Source organism: Macrococcus brunensis, assembly GCF_004359615.1.
Classification (GTDB): domain Bacteria; phylum Bacillota; class Bacilli; order Staphylococcales; family Staphylococcaceae; genus Macrococcus; species Macrococcus brunensis.
On the sequence record NZ_SCWA01000006.1, the window covers coordinates 1 to 13,992 of the forward strand.

At 39.3% G+C, this 13,992-nt stretch carries 17 protein-coding genes and 1 pseudogene; 5 read left to right on the forward strand and 13 right to left on the reverse strand.

Annotation, left to right across the window (positions count from 1 at the left end; translation table 11 throughout):
- The coding region (locus tag ERX27_RS04225) for a transposase (protein WP_165983082.1) at positions 1-132 on the reverse strand (132 nt) is incomplete at its 3' end.
- Positions 133-305: 173 nt separating this feature from the next.
- Between ERX27_RS04225 and ERX27_RS11685 the strand changes: the two genes are divergently transcribed.
- Positions 306-590, forward strand: a complete 285-nt coding sequence (locus tag ERX27_RS11685) for a transposase (RefSeq protein ID WP_133431595.1) — start codon at positions 306-308, stop codon at positions 588-590.
- 29 nt (positions 591-619) lie between these two features.
- Positions 620-868 (forward strand): transposase, encoded by a 249-nt coding sequence (locus tag ERX27_RS11635; protein WP_424960611.1) that lies wholly within the window; start codon positions 620-622, stop codon positions 866-868.
- 22 nt (positions 869-890) lie between these two features.
- Here the strand turns inward: ERX27_RS11635 and rpmG are convergent, their stop codons facing one another.
- From rpmG to ERX27_RS04275, 8 genes and pseudogenes are all read right to left on the reverse strand, one after another.
- Positions 891-1,040, reverse strand: a complete 150-nt coding sequence (rpmG, locus tag ERX27_RS04240; protein ID WP_133428994.1) for a 50S ribosomal protein L33 — start codon at positions 1,038-1,040, stop codon at positions 891-893.
- Positions 1,041-1,111: 71 nt separating this feature from the next.
- A complete protein-coding gene (gene phoU / locus ERX27_RS04245) occupies positions 1,112-1,762 on the reverse strand; it encodes a phosphate signaling complex protein PhoU (RefSeq protein ID WP_165983083.1) in 651 nt (216 codons plus the stop codon).
- Entirely contained in the window at positions 1,755-2,615 is an 861-nt protein-coding gene (gene pstB / locus ERX27_RS04250) for a phosphate ABC transporter ATP-binding protein PstB (RefSeq protein WP_279434100.1), read from the reverse strand. The genes phoU and pstB overlap by 8 nt, the downstream gene beginning before the upstream one ends.
- 21 nt (positions 2,616-2,636) lie before the next feature.
- Entirely contained in the window at positions 2,637-3,530 is an 894-nt protein-coding gene (gene pstA / locus ERX27_RS04255; RefSeq protein WP_133431597.1) for a phosphate ABC transporter permease PstA, read from the reverse strand.
- Between the two features lies 1 nt (position 3,531).
- Positions 3,532-4,461 carry a phosphate ABC transporter permease subunit PstC gene (gene pstC / locus ERX27_RS04260; protein WP_133431598.1) on the reverse strand — a complete coding sequence of 310 codons (930 nt, stop codon included), beginning with the start codon at positions 4,459-4,461 and terminating at the stop codon, positions 3,532-3,534.
- A gap of 69 nt (positions 4,462-4,530) precedes the next feature.
- Positions 4,531-5,514 (reverse strand): annotated as a pseudogene (locus ERX27_RS04265) (phosphate ABC transporter substrate-binding protein PstS family protein); the annotation flags it as partial.
- Positions 5,515-5,680: 166 nt separating this feature from the next.
- On the reverse strand, positions 5,681-7,720 hold the full coding sequence (locus tag ERX27_RS04270) for a peptidoglycan D,D-transpeptidase FtsI family protein (RefSeq protein WP_133431599.1): 2,040 nt from the start codon (positions 7,718-7,720) through the stop codon (positions 5,681-5,683).
- Positions 7,721-7,815: 95 nt separating this feature from the next.
- Complete coding sequence (locus ERX27_RS04275) at positions 7,816-8,418, reverse strand: superoxide dismutase (RefSeq protein WP_133431600.1); 603 nt, start codon at positions 8,416-8,418, stop codon at positions 7,816-7,818.
- Between the two features lie 133 nt (positions 8,419-8,551).
- Between ERX27_RS04275 and ERX27_RS04280 the strand changes: the two genes are divergently transcribed.
- The 3 genes from ERX27_RS04280 to ERX27_RS04290 are packed head-to-tail and all read left to right on the forward strand — an operon-like array spanning position 8,552 to position 10,963.
- Positions 8,552-9,292: a DUF1189 family protein gene (locus tag ERX27_RS04280; RefSeq protein ID WP_165983084.1), complete on the forward strand. Its 741-nt coding sequence runs from the start codon at positions 8,552-8,554 to the stop codon at positions 9,290-9,292.
- A gap of 23 nt (positions 9,293-9,315) precedes the next feature.
- Positions 9,316-10,413 (forward strand): flavodoxin-dependent (E)-4-hydroxy-3-methylbut-2-enyl-diphosphate synthase, encoded by a 1,098-nt coding sequence (ispG, locus tag ERX27_RS04285; RefSeq protein WP_208001754.1) that lies wholly within the window; start codon positions 9,316-9,318, stop codon positions 10,411-10,413.
- A complete protein-coding gene (locus ERX27_RS04290) occupies positions 10,400-10,963 on the forward strand; it encodes an LNS2 domain-containing protein (protein WP_133431603.1) in 564 nt (187 codons plus the stop codon). The genes ispG and ERX27_RS04290 overlap by 14 nt, the downstream gene beginning before the upstream one ends.
- Before the next feature lie 32 nt (positions 10,964-10,995).
- On the opposite strand, the gene ERX27_RS04295 is transcribed toward ERX27_RS04290, so the two are convergent.
- The 4 genes from ERX27_RS04295 to ERX27_RS04310 form a co-directional block, all read right to left on the reverse strand.
- On the reverse strand, positions 10,996-11,403 hold the full coding sequence (locus tag ERX27_RS04295) for a Fur family transcriptional regulator (RefSeq protein ID WP_133431604.1): 408 nt from the start codon (positions 11,401-11,403) through the stop codon (positions 10,996-10,998).
- Positions 11,393-12,241 (reverse strand): metal ABC transporter permease, encoded by an 849-nt coding sequence (locus ERX27_RS04300; protein ID WP_133431605.1) that lies wholly within the window; start codon positions 12,239-12,241, stop codon positions 11,393-11,395. The genes ERX27_RS04295 and ERX27_RS04300 overlap by 11 nt, the downstream gene beginning before the upstream one ends.
- Positions 12,238-13,002 (reverse strand): metal ABC transporter ATP-binding protein, encoded by a 765-nt coding sequence (locus tag ERX27_RS04305; RefSeq protein WP_133431606.1) that lies wholly within the window; start codon positions 13,000-13,002, stop codon positions 12,238-12,240. Before ERX27_RS04305 ends, ERX27_RS04300 begins: the two co-directional genes overlap by 4 nt.
- An 89-nt stretch (positions 13,003-13,091) precedes the next feature.
- Positions 13,092-13,982 carry a deoxyribonuclease IV gene (locus ERX27_RS04310; RefSeq protein WP_133431607.1) on the reverse strand — a complete coding sequence of 297 codons (891 nt, stop codon included), beginning with the start codon at positions 13,980-13,982 and terminating at the stop codon, positions 13,092-13,094.
- Between the last annotated feature and the right edge of the window lie 10 nt (positions 13,983-13,992).

Sequence of the window (13,992 nt, forward strand, 5' to 3'; positions counted from 1 at the left end):
GATCCATTTCCCTAATGCCGAAGGCGTCAGGTCATACTCACGTACAATTTCATTTCTAGGTTTACCATTCTCATAAAGTTTGACCATCTGTAATTTGAATTCTGGACTGAAACTTCTTCTTTCACGTAACATAAATAAATCGCCTACTTTCTTAGATTAACAATATCTATTCACATAGAAATTGTCCAACTAAGTGTAGACGATTCAGAAGTAAAAGATATATTACCCAGATATCTAGCAGTTGATGCTGGATATAAGACTCCGCATAACGCTAAATACCTGCTGGAAAGATTTATTTTCCAGCCATGCCATACAAACGTCCTTTAGGTCCGAAGGACTTAATAAATAAAACCGAGTTTATATATGATGAAGCTTATGATGCATATCTATGTCCAAATAACCAGCTGTTGGAATATAAAAGGACTGATAGTGACGGCTACCGATTATATATGTCTGATTCCAGCGTGTGCAAAAACTGTCCGTTGCTTAGTGTATGTACAAAGAGTCAGACCCAAACAAAAATGGTAACAAGACATATCTGGCAGGATGAACTTGATATTGTCGAAGACCTCGTTTTGTTGATACGATAAAAGATAAATATCGTCTCAGAAGTCAGACGATAGAAAGAAGGTTCGCAGACGCGAAAGAACAGCTTGGACTCCGTTGGACTCGATTCAGAGGAATCAAAAAAGTCACGATGGAGACCACGCTTATTTTTGCCTGTATGAATTTAAAGAAAATGGCGAACTTCTTGGTGCCTGACCATGAAGGAACCCGCTATAAATACACCGATAAATCATTATTTATTATTTTTCGAAGAAAAAGAAAAGACAAACCCATTTTGAAAATGAGTTTGTCTACAGTCTGAACAGACACAAAAGTGTCTGCTCTTATTTTGTTTCTCTGTGTAAAGTTTTTTTGTTATCACGTGAACAGAATTTGTTCATTTCGATACGCTCTGGGTTATTTCGTTTATTTTTCTTAGTGATGTAGTTTCTTTCACCACATTCTGTACATGCTAAAGTTACATTAACGCGCATATTATTCCCTCCTTACTCTTTGTTACATACGACCTTTTTATAATAACACCTATTAATTCAATTTTCCAGTGTTATTTTTCGTATTGATCGAATTGTTCACCAGTAATGAAGTAATAAACATTTTCGGCTATGTTAGTAATATGATCTCCTATACGTTCAAGATGACGACCGGCTAATTGAGCTTGACCTGCCACAAATGGATCATTGTCAATTAAGTAGGTGGTATTCACAATTTCTTTATAAAGATCATTAATATCTGAATCCCTCTCAATGATTTCTTTTGTTAAACTGACATCTTTACTTCTATAGGCATTTTCAAGGTCAACCAGCATCAGCATGCTCAGTTTACCCATCGTTTTCAAACGCGCAAGAATGTATTCATCTTCAAACTTAACACGTGTTCTGATTTTAGCGATACTACTGGCATTGTCTGCAATCCGCTCTAATTCAGAAGCAATTTTTATACTCGCCATAATTACTCTTAAATCAGTGGCAATAGGTTGCTGTTTTGTAATCAAGCTTATCACCTGATCATTGACATCGTGCTCAATCGCATTGATTTCCTGATCATGTGCGATAATCATTCTTGCAGCTTCAAGGTTATCATTACCTAAAACATCCATTGAATTACTGATAGAATGATAAGCTTCCTTTGCAAGCATATGCACTGTTTCTGTCAAATGATTCAGAGCTTCTTCGTATAACTCGCGCATATCAACCAAATCTCCCAGAAATATATCGTTCTGTCTGTTCATCAGCAGGGTTTGAGAAGATTTTATCCGTTGTATCAAACTCATTGACATAACCATTTAAGAAGAAGGCAGTTTTATCAGAAATACGAGCCGCTTGCTGCATATTATGCGTAACAATGATGATTGAATACTGATGTTTGATTTCTTGAACCAGTTCTTCAACCTTGAGCGTTGAGATTGGGTCAAGAGCTGAAGTAGGCTCATCCATCAGGATTACATCTGGTTCAATCGCTAAACAACGTGCGATACAGATACGTTGTTGCTGTCCCCCTGATAAACCGTAAGCATTCTGAGTCAGACGATCTTTGGTTTCATCCCAGATCGCTGCGCCACGCAATGATTTCTCAACGATTTCATCAAGAATCTTTTTATCTGTAATACCATGAATTCTCGGTCCATAAGTAATGTTATCATAAATCGATTTTGGGAATGGGTTAGGTTTTTGAAAGACCATCCCTACACGTGTTCTCAGCTTTTCTACTTTATAGTTCTTATCAAAGATATTGTCACCACGGTAAAGAATTTCACCTGAAGTTTTAACACTAGGAATCAGTTCAATCATACGATTAAGCGTCTTAATGTAAGTTGATTTACCGCAACCTGACGGCCCGATAATAGCTGTTACTTCATTTTCCATAATATCCAGGTTAATATTCTGAAGGGCATGATGATCTCCGTACCATAAATCTAAATTGTTCGTTTGATAAACGATATTCTTTTGTGCAGGTTGATTGCCTGACTGATCATATGTAGTAACTGCTGTTGAAGCAGCTGGTGCAGTGACGACGATTTTTTCATTAGTCTTCAATGTTTCTGGCGTCATATTAACGCTCCTCTCAAAGGATTAGTATTTTTTCTGATATTTATTACGAATATAGATAGCGATTGAGTTCATCGCGATTAAGATAATTAATAAAACAATAATGCCTGCAGAAGATAAGTTCTGGAATTCTGCTTTAGGTAATTTAGCCCAAGTATATATCTGCATCGGCAAAGCCTGGAAACGGTCCATTATACCGTCAGGTGTCTTAAGGAAAATAGTTGGGATACCGATTACTACAAGGGGTGCTGTTTCGCCTAGTGCACGAGATAGCGCAAGAATCGTTCCTGTCAGGATACCCGGAATAGATGCAGGAAGGACAACATTAGTGATAGTCTGCCATTTTGTTCCGCCTAAACCAAGACTTGCTTCACGAATCGCTCCGGGTACTGCTCTGATAGCTTCCTGACTTGATACGATAATAACAGGCAGAATCATTAATGACATCGTTAAAGCAGCTGCTAATACTGATTTACCTAATGATAAGCTTTCAATACCTGCGCCACGTACGAATAAAGTTAATCCTAATAAACCAAAGACAACTGATGGAACACCGGCAAGGTTTGAAATATTGATGCGGATAAAACGAGTAAACCAGTTATCTTTTGAATATTCCTCCATATAGATAGCTGTCCCAACACCTAAAATAACTGAGATGGGCGCAATCGTCATCATTAACCATAAAGTCCCGATTAAGGCACCTTTAATACCCGCTTTAGCTGGTGTAGAAGAAGAGAAGTTCTGGAAAAATGCAGGCGTTAAATATCCTGCTCCCTTACGCAGTATATCAAATAACAGAATGGCGAGTACAACTAAACCAATTAATGTACATATTAGAAAGATAAACTTAACGATATTATTTTTAGTAAGTCTTCCAGAGAGTTTGCCATCTACTTTCTGCTGATCTATTAATTGCATCTTAATACTCCTCTCTGAATCGGTTCGTTACCCATTGAGAAATAAAGTTCATCACAAGAGTAAATAAGAATAAAGTAAAACCGACTGCATAAATACTATAGTAGATATCTGTTCCGAATGTTGCATCACCTGTTGCAACCTGCACAATGAACCCTGTCATTGTCTGAATAGATCCTGTTAAGCTCCATGACGAGTCAGGTGAGCTACCTGCTGCCAGCGAAACAATCATCGTCTCACCAATTGCACGTGAAATAGATAATACGATTGAAGCCAGGATACCTGATAATGCTGCTGGGAATACTACTTTAAGCGCGACTTCCAGTTTAGTTGAACCTAAACCAAGCGCACCTTCACGAATTGCCTGTGGTACAGCACTCATCGCATCCTCACTTAAACTAGCGATCATCGGGATAATCATAACACCGATGACAAGTCCAGGACTGATTGAGTTGAAACTGCCTAAGTCAGGCCAGATAGAACGTAGAATAGGTGTAACGAATGTTAATGCAAAGAAACCATATACGATTGTAGGAATACCCGCTAAAATCTCAAGAATTGGTTTGATGATTCTTCTTGCTGTATCACTAGCATACTCACTTAAGTAAAGTGCAGCGCCAAGTCCGACCGGTACTGCAAAAAGAGTAGCGATAAAAGTAACTTTAAGCGTCCCTAAAATCAATGCCCAGATTCCATATTTCGGATCACTACTGAAAGCATTCCAGTCTTTTTCTGTCAAGAATTCCATTAGAGGAATTCGGGAGAAGAATGTGATAGTTTCAGTAAGCAGAGTAACCAATATACCGATTGTTGTTAAAACTGAAACAGATGCGATCAGTAACAGAATAAACGGAACCATTTTTTCAATGAATGCTTTTGATCCCTTTCCCTTATTCTGTTCAATCATCTGTTGAACTGAAAGTTTTTCTCTCATAGTTTTTTACTCCTTAATTTTAAAAAAAGGAGCGAACGAGGTTCGCCCCTAAAAAATTTTTTGTTAAAATTATTTTACTTCGTCTAATTTTTTAAGGTCTGCTTCGTAGTCTTTGTCTTCAAGTGCTACGTAACCTGAATCAGTAGATGCTTGACCCGCTTTTTCAAGAGTGAACTTCATGAATTCTTTGAATGCTTCGTTGTTTTTAAGTGATTCGTTTTTAGCATAGATGAATAATGGACGGCTAAGAGCGTATGAACCGTCTTTAACTGTTTCTTCAGTTGCTTCAACTGGTTCTTTTTCATCTTTACCTTGAATTTTAACAGCTTTTAAGCTGTCTTTGTTTTCTTGGTAGAAGTTGTAACCAAAGAATCCGATACCATTTTTGTTATCTTTAACTGAAGATACGATAACGTTTGTGTCAGCGTTTTTCTCAGCTTTGATATCAGCTTTGTCTAATACTTCTTCACTGAAGAAGTCATAAGTACCGTGTGATTGGTCTGGAGAGAATGCTTTGATTTCTTCAGCTGGGAAATCTGCACGAACATCTTTCCAAGTTTTAGCTTCACCCGAATAGATTTTTTTCAGTTCGTCAAAAGTTAAGTAGTCAACGAAATCGTTGTCTTTGTTAACTGCTACTGTTAAACCGTCGTTAGCGATTTTGAACTCAGTGTAATCGATTTTTTTGTCTTTTAATGCTTTTTTCTCTTCGTCTTTGATATCACGAGAAGCGTTAGAGAAATCAGTTTCGCCAGCGATGAATTTCTCGAATCCGCCACCAGTACCTGAAGTACCAACAGAAACTGTTACATCTGGATATTGTGTATTAAATTCTTCATTAATTTTTTCAACGATTGGAGCAACTGTTGTAGAACCGTCACCTTTTACTTCGCCTTTAAGATCTTTAGTTGCTGTATCAGCTGATTCAGTTGACTCAGTTGATTTAGCATCTTTGCTGCCAGTGTCTTCAGACTTTTCAGCTGCGCCGCCACAAGCTCCTAAGAATAATGCAGTACCTAATACAGTAGTAGAACCTACTAATTGCCATTTTTTTCATTTCTAAGTTTCCTCCCAAATGTAGACAGAAAATATTTTTTGTTTTTTTATTACAACTTAACTCTACAATAGCTTTATTAATTAAAGATGAATCTATTGTAAAGATTATGTAAATAAAAAAGGTAACCCAAATATGATTCTGGATTACCTTTACTATAATTGTTTACTTTTTCGTTGAGAAATAGCTATTTATTATATCTCTACCCAAATCTCCGCCTGGTAACCATGGCGGTGGCACCGGCTGGTTGGAATAGATGATTGAAAATGAGATTTCTGGTTTGTCTTCTGGTGCATAGCCGATATAAGTTGCATTTACTCTAGGTTCTCCGTTCTGGAATACCTCAGCAGTTCCTGTTTTACCGGCTGATTTAACAGTTGTATTGTGAAAGCTATTATACCCTGTTCCTTCTATTTGGTTGAAAACCATATCAAAGCCAGATTTCACCTGTCTCATTTCAGTAGGTGTACTATTGATTTTATTGAGTACTTTACCGTTCACCACTTCTTTGACAGGCCCAAGGGTCTCTGTTTTAGAAGGTGTTCGGATTTCTTTTACGACGTGTGGCGAAATCCGGCTGCCATCATTTGCAATCGTCGAAATATATTGGGATAGCTGAAGTGGTGTATAGGTATCATACTGTCCGATCGCTAAATCCAGATAATTACCGGCATTGTCTGTCAGTTTACCAGATTGACCGACTACTTCATTCGGCAGATCAATGCCTGTTTTTACTCCCAGACCAAATTGATTCATACCTGTTCTTAGAATACGTCCTGCTTCTGAGATATCTTTAGGTAACGACATGCCTTGTGAATAATTCATACCAGCAATTTTAAGTGCTGTTTTAAACATATAGACGTTTGATGAATGCATCAATGCTTCTTTATCATTGATTGTTATCTTACCATCCTGGTTGAAGTATGAACGCTTCGTCATTCCACCTGCAAAAGACATTGGTTCATCCACCATTTCTTCGCCTGGCTTAATGGCATTCTGATGATAACCTGTCAGCAAAGTAGCCCCTTTTACGGAAGAGCCTACTGCATATTGAGAAGTAAATGTGCCATAATGATAATCTGAGATTCTGCCGTTCAGCTCTATTTGCCGTCCTGCTAGCGCAAGCACATCCCCATTATTCGGATCCTGTACGACTACCAGTACTTTATCCATTGTTTTAGCACCTTCAGAGCGCAAAATAGCAATATGCTTATCAATCATTTTTTCAATTTTCTGCTGAAGCTCTATATCAATTGAGAGAACTAAGTCGTTTCCTCTGGATCCCGGATCAATTATCTCTGAACTTGTGATCTGCCCCGACTTATCAGTCACATAGCGCATTTTTTTCTTTTGACCGCGAAGCACATCTTCATATTCATATTCCAGATAACTTTGTCCCACACGATCATTTCGGGCATAGCCTCGCGCTAAATAATAATCGATGTTATCTTTTGGCAGACCTTCTTCTTTTGATGTCACTTTACCAAACAATGTTTTCAGAGTATTACCATATAAATATTTACGATCCCAGTCCATCGTTGTATTAATGCCTGGTAACTTGGCAAGATTTTGTGAAACGAGTGCATATTCCTTTTCAGTTACATGCTCATTTTTGATCGTCTGAGGGGTTAACTGACTACCGGCAGACATCTCCCGGTAAATGGCTGCGATTTCAAGTTCTTTCTTAGAGAGCTTTACGCGCGGTGCAATCTTTTTATATAAAATATCATCATACTGCTGCTGTGTGATCATGTCATTTTGAAACTGTTCTGATTCTTTAGTCATTAATTTTTCAACGACTTCCGGATGTGTCTGAATAAAATAAGTTTCTTTATCCATATCAGTCAGTTTATCAGTCGGCATATTGATAATCTTAGACAATTTCTTTGCTGTATCTAGAAGTTCATATGTTGTCGTCATTCTGCCGCGTGTATAGGTGATAGATTTTTTCGCCGTATTATCAACTAAAAGTTTACCGTTCCGGTCATAAATACGTCCTCTTGGTACCGATTCATTGATAACGATATTCTCATTACTCGCTACTGCTTTCTTATAATCCTCACTTTTGACTATCTGTAAATATCCCAGTCTGAGGATCAGCAGTGTCATGAGTGTCATCACTGCAATAAAAAGCACATTCAGACGACGCTGTGTTGTCCGCTTCTGTCTGAGCTCATTTGATTCCTTTTTCAATCTTCTCAAAATAAATCCCCGCTTCTCACTTTATCTTTTAATATTAAAACAAATAAGACGCGATTTCTATCTTTAGACAAAAAAAGAGGCCGAAGCCTCTTCATTTATTATTTTGCAGCGTTATATAATTCGTTAACTTTATCCCAGTTGACTACATTCCAGAATGCTTTGATGTAGTCAGGACGTTTGTTCTGATAGTTTAAGTAGTATGCATGTTCCCATACATCTAAACCTAAGATAGGCGTTTTACCTTCTTTTAATGGGTTGTCCTGATTTGGTGTAGAAGTGATTTCAAGTTCACCGTTATTGACAACAAGCCAAGCCCAGCCAGAACCGAAACGTTTCGTTGCTGCTGTCGCAAATTCTTCCTGGAATTTCTCGAAAGAACCGAATTTAGCATTGATTGCTTCTAAAACTTCACCTTTAGGTTCGCCACCTTCAGCTGATAACAGTTGCCAGAATAATGAGTGGTTATAGTGTCCGCCACCATTGTTTTGTACAGCTGTTTTCAGATCAGCTGGTAATGAATCGATGTTTTTGTTTAATTCTTCGATTGATTGATCAGCATATTCTGTACCTTCTACTGCTGCGTTTAAATTTGTTACGTATGTGTTGTGATGTTTCGTATGATGAATCTCCATTGTTTCTTTATCGATGTGTGGTTCTAATGCATCATATGCATATGGTAATTGTGGTAATTCAAAAGCCATATTATTCATCCTCCTCTGTATTAAGTACATATTTATCATAGCAAGCTTTTATTTTCGGCTCAACTACTTTGCTTGTAATAATCAATAGCACATTTGCACGTTGTATGGTAAGTTTCAGATGGAGGAGATTCTATTGAAGTATCAGCTTGCACTCACACGGCTATTTAAGCCAAAAAAATATGCTTTATATCGCACTACACCGCTCAGATATATTTTTCTGCACTTGTTTATACTCAGTGCATTACTTGCAGCACCTGCAGCGAGTCAGTTTTTTCAGTCGATGACTTCACTGTCACAGCTTATTGCAGACAAGTCAGAAGCCATACCTGATTTCACTATAAAAAACGCAAAACTTAGTCTGCCTCAGCATCAGGATACAGTGATTCATTTAAACAACGGCACTGTCACTTTTACAGAGCAGAGCTCGGGCCTTTCAAGCGATCAATTTACGTTCAGTAAAGAACATATCATGATCAAAGGGATTGACCCTATATCCTACCATAACTTTAGTACGATAACAGATAGAGAATCTATGCTGGAAACACTGACGACATTTTCTTCATCTATTTATTTTTATTTCGGTCTTATTACGGTTGCACTTATCTTGATACAGCTCTTTATCATCCTTATTAAATTGGCATCCATCAGTCTTGTCGCTCATTTAGCCGCCCTTGTCTTACGCAAAAAATCACGCTATATGAACTGGCTGAAAATAACGACTTTCCTGTTAACGCCAGCCGTTCTTATACAATATACCGGTATACTAGTACCGAATACTTTAACCTATCCTCTATCATGGTGTATAATAATTTTACTTACGTGTCTAGCTATCTATCACCTGCCCGTGATTAAAAAAGCACGTCAAACCAATTAAAAGGAGACATCATTATGTCTGAAATTACACATAGAAGCAAAACCCGTCCAGTCAAAGTAGGTAATCTTACTATTGGAGGCTCCAACGAACTGGTTATCCAAAGTATGACGACGACTAAGACACATGATGTTGAAGCAACTGTCGCTGAAATCAAGCGTCTAGAAGAAGCAGGCTGTCAGATTGTACGTGTCGCCTGCCCAAAAGAAGAAGATGCGCTCGCTATCGCTGAAATCAAAAAAAGAATTGATATTCCGTTAGTTGTTGATATTCACTTTGATTATAAGCTTGCTCTTCTTGCGATTGAAGGCGGAGCTGATAAAATCCGTATTAATCCAGGGAATATCGGTCGCCGTGAAAAAGTGGAAGAAGTCGTTAAAGCCTGTAAAGCAAAAGGAATTCCAATCCGTATCGGGGTTAATGCCGGCTCTCTTGAAAAGCACATCCTGAAGAAATATGGCTATCCAACAGCAGACGGTATGGTTGAGAGTGCGCTGCATCATATTAAAATTCTGGAAGACCTTGATTTCCATGACATTATCGTCTCAATGAAAGCAAGTGATGTCAGTCTCGCAATTGAAGCCTATACGAAAGCTGCTCAAGCTTTTGATTATCCCCTTCACCTCGGTATCACAGAAAGTGGTACACTATTCGCCGGCACTGTAAAATCTGCAGCGGGTCTTGGTGCTATCATGAGTCTCGGTATTGGTAATACGCTTCGCGTGTCATTATCAGCAGATCCTGTTGAAGAAGTGAAAGTAGCAAGAGAACTACTTAAATCATTTGGTCTTGCCAGCAATGCAGCAACATTGATCTCATGCCCGACTTGTGGCCGTATCGAAATCGATCTGATTTCTATCGCAAATGAAGTAGAGGATTATATTTCAACTATCAAAGCACCGCTGAAAGTAGCTGTTCTGGGTTGTGCTGTAAATGGTCCTGGTGAAGCACGTGAGGCAGATATCGGTATTGCCGGTGCACGTGGAGAAGGTCTTCTCTTTATGAAAGGGAAAACCGTACGTAAAGTACCAGAAGAAACGATGGTGGAAGAACTGAAGAAAGAAATCGATAAACTTGCTGAAGAATATTTTAAGAAACAGGAAGAAGAACTTGCAAAAAATTAAACGACTCGGTATTGATATAGACGGGACAGTGACCTGTCCGACCGCTTTAGTTCCTTACTTGCAGCGTTCATTCGGATCAGACATCAAATATGAAGATATTACGGCTTATGATTTAGGCGTCGTTCTGAATAAGTCTGACGAAGAGATGTACGACTGGTTTATGGCCAATCAGGAAGAGATCTATACACACTCCCCTGTCGCAGAAGGTGCAATCCCTGTTCTGAAGGAATGGTCAGAGCAGTATGAGCTTTATTACATCAGTGCTCGCTATGATTATCTGGACCGAGTGACAACTGACTGGTTTGAAAAACACGACGTTCCTTTTCATCATATCGAGCTGACAGGCAGTCACGATAAGATTGAAGCTGCTAGACAGCACCATGTCGATGTCTTTTTTGAGGACAAGTTGGATAATGCCATCGATATCAATCGTGAACTAGACATTCCTGTTATTTTATTCGATACCCCTTACAATCAAAGCGCACTTCCGGAGAATGTCCACCGCGTTTTTACCTGGAATGAAGCTAAAAAAATTCTCAGCACATTATAAAAAAGGAAGCTATCAGAGGATAGCTTCCTTTTTTAATGACATTTTTCACATAAACCATATACTTCAATTTTGTGACGTTTAATCTCGACACCCGGCAGCTCTGATTTAAACGTATTGATCGGGCAGTAGTCAATGACTTTTGTCTGGCCGCATGATTCACATATGAAATGATGATGATGATGTTTCGTACAGGAAAGTCTAAACTGTTTTTCATTATTCCACTCTGTCGCTTCTACTATACCGAGTTCTGCGAATAGATGAAGGTTACGGTAAACAGTATCGAATGAAATACCTGGATACGTCTGATGCATTTCAAGCTGCACCTGCTTTGCTGTAATGTATTTATCTGCATCCGCAAAAATAGTGATCATATCACGTCTTTTATCTGTGTATTTGTAACCATTTTCTTTTAAAATATTGATCGCTTCTTCAGTTTTCATCCAGCATTCCTCCTTGTTCTCGTTTTTTCTGATAAAGTATGGCACAAAGCAGGATGACGATAAGCAGTAAAACAATGACGCCTCCTGGTGAAATATTAAGATAAAAAGCAAAGATCAAACCTAAAATCACTGATCCTTCTCCGAAGATAACACTCCATAACATCAGTTCCTTGTACCCTCTCGCAAATCTCATCGCGCTTGCAACCGGCAATGTGATCAGACTGCTGACCAGCAGAATGCCGACGATACGCATCGATGCCGAAATAACTAGTGCGACCATCAGCATGAAAAGAACATGCAGATATTTAGGGACGCCGATAATCTGTGCATATTCCTCGTCAAACGAGAGCATAAACAACTCTTTATAGAGTAAGAATATAAACAACACGACGATGATGAATATAGCTACGATTGTTAACAGATCAGCTAGTGTCACTGCACTGATACTGCCGAATAAGTAGCCGAACAAGTCCTGGTTAAAGCCATCAGCAAGTGAAATAAAGACAACGCTGAGACCGATACCCAGCGACATAATAATCGGAATCGACAGTTCCTGGTAGTGCTTATAGACACTCCTCAGTCTTTCGATGAGCAGTGCACCTGTCACTGAAAACAGGATGCCAAACCAGATTGGACTGATGGCGACAGGCGCAAGCCATTTTGCGGCCAGCATACCAAACGAAATACCGCCGAGCGTGACATGACTGAGCGCATCCGCAATCAGCGACAATCTTCTGACCACTATAAATGTTCCGATTAAAGGTGCAAGAACACCGATCAGCATGCCACAGAGAAATGAATAGCGCATGAAATCGAAATTCAGGAGTGCATCAATCATAAACAACACTCCCTTTCGTGACTATGGTCAACAAACTGAACCGGATGACCATATATTTTAGAAATTTCCACTTCGTCCAGCGATTTAAACTGCTGAATAGTACCGTGGAAATGCAGGTGCTGATTTAAGCAGGCCACATTGGTCGCCGTATCGGCAACGACACCGATATCATGCGTGACCATCAGAATAGTGATGCCTTCAGACTTCAGTCGAGACAGTAGCTGATAGAAATCTGCGACATGTTTTGCATCTATTCCAACTGTTGGTTCATCTAATATCAATATACTTGGATTTGAAATCAGCGCTCTAGCGATAAAGACGCGCTGCTGCTGACCCCCTGATAACTGCGAAATATTTTTGTCTGCCAGATGTTCAATATTTAAACGTTCCATCATCTGATTGACCCGTTCCCGGTCCTGCTTTTTAAAACGCTGGAACAACTTTTTTTCCTGAATCAGTCCACTCAAAATCACTTCTCGGACAGAAGCAGGGAAACCTGTGTTACCCGAATTCGCTTTCTGTGAGACATAGCCAATTCGTTCAGACTTCTGCTGATTCAAAGGTTCCCCGTTAACAAGAATTTCTCCTGACTGCAGCTGAAGAATACCTAGTATCAGCTTAAGTAGTGTAGACTTGCCGGAACCATTTGGCCCGACTATTGCCAGAAAATCCCCCGGGTATATTTTAAGATTGATATCCTGAAGTGCTTTTTTATCTGGATAGCGATAATCTATGTGTTTGACTTCAAATACAGGTTCCATTTGTCACCTCTCTATTTTCCAATACCATCTATCTTAATGTAAATCGTAATGAAAACGCAAGGATGAAATCTCATCCTTGCGCAAAAAACTTATTGAGCCATAATCTTTTCGAGTAACGCCGGGTCGAACTCGCCGTTTTTAATCATCTCTATTTCAAAGCGATAAGGTGGCTTCTTATTTTTTTTATCTTCTCCGACATAGGGTGTCTCGAGAATCTTTGGAATTTCACTAAAAGCTTCATGTTTAACAACACGTTCTAATGCTTCAAATCCGATTTCCCCGAAACCGAAGTTTTCATGACGGTCTTTACGTGCGCCCTGCACATTTTTACTATCATTGACATGGACGACTTTGATGCGGTCAAGACCTACGATGCGGTCAAACTCTTCCAATACACCGTCAAAGTCATTGATGATATCGTACCCTGCATCATGTACATGGCACGTATCGAAACAGACTGATAGACGTTCATTGTTGTGAACACCCTCTATAATCTGTGCGAGTTCTTCAAAAGTCTTCCCGCATTCAGAACCTTTACCAGCCATCGTCTCAAGTGCGATACGCACATCATTCTGATTGGTCAGCACTTCATTCAGTCCTTCAATAATCTTATGAATTCCGGCATCTTCACCTGCACCGACATGCGCACCAGGATGCAGCACAATATTTTTTGCACCGAGCGCTTCTGTTCGTTCAATCTCTTTCTGCAGGAATTCGACACCCAGGTCGAAAACTTCAGGCTTAACGGTGTTGGCAATATTGATGATATAAGGTGCATGGACCACGATGTTTGACAGTCCATTTGCCTGCATATGCGCAAGTCCTGCCTCGATATTTAAGTCCTCAATCGGTTTTCTTCTCGTGTTCTGCGGTGCACCTGTATATATCATAAAGGTTGATGCGCCGTATGATGCTGCTTCTTCAGATGCAGCAAGCAGCATTTTTTTACCGCTCATCGACACGTGTGAACCTATTAGCATCTATAGACCT

What these genes read in the sequence shown, in the direction of transcription:
- ERX27_RS04305 (WP_133431606.1), bottom strand. Translation starts at nt 13,002, where the DNA reads ATGGAACCTGTATTTGAAGTCAAACACATAGATTATCGCTATCCAGAT.
- rpmG (WP_133428994.1), bottom strand. Translation starts at nt 1,040, where the DNA reads ATGCGCGTTAATGTAACTTTAGCATGTACAGAATGTGGTGAAAGAAAC.
- ERX27_RS04295 (WP_133431604.1), bottom strand. Translation starts at nt 11,403, where the DNA reads ATGAAAACTGAAGAAGCGATCAATATTTTAAAAGAAAATGGTTACAAA.
- pstA (WP_133431597.1), bottom strand. Translation starts at nt 3,530, where the DNA reads ATGCAATTAATAGATCAGCAGAAAGTAGATGGCAAACTCTCTGGAAGA.
- pstC (WP_133431598.1), bottom strand. Translation starts at nt 4,461, where the DNA reads ATGAGAGAAAAACTTTCAGTTCAACAGATGATTGAACAGAATAAGGGA.
- ERX27_RS04300 (WP_133431605.1), bottom strand. Translation starts at nt 12,241, where the DNA reads ATGATTGATGCACTCCTGAATTTCGATTTCATGCGCTATTCATTTCTC.
- ERX27_RS04275 (WP_133431600.1), bottom strand. Translation starts at nt 8,418, where the DNA reads ATGGCTTTTGAATTACCACAATTACCATATGCATATGATGCATTAGAA.
- ERX27_RS11685 (WP_133431595.1), top strand. Translation starts at nt 306, where the DNA reads ATGCCATACAAACGTCCTTTAGGTCCGAAGGACTTAATAAATAAAACC.
- pstB (WP_279434100.1), bottom strand. Translation starts at nt 2,615, where the DNA reads ATGACGCCAGAAACATTGAAGACTAATGAAAAAATCGTCGTCACTGCA.
- ERX27_RS04310 (WP_133431607.1), bottom strand. Translation starts at nt 13,982, where the DNA reads ATGCTAATAGGTTCACACGTGTCGATGAGCGGTAAAAAAATGCTGCTT.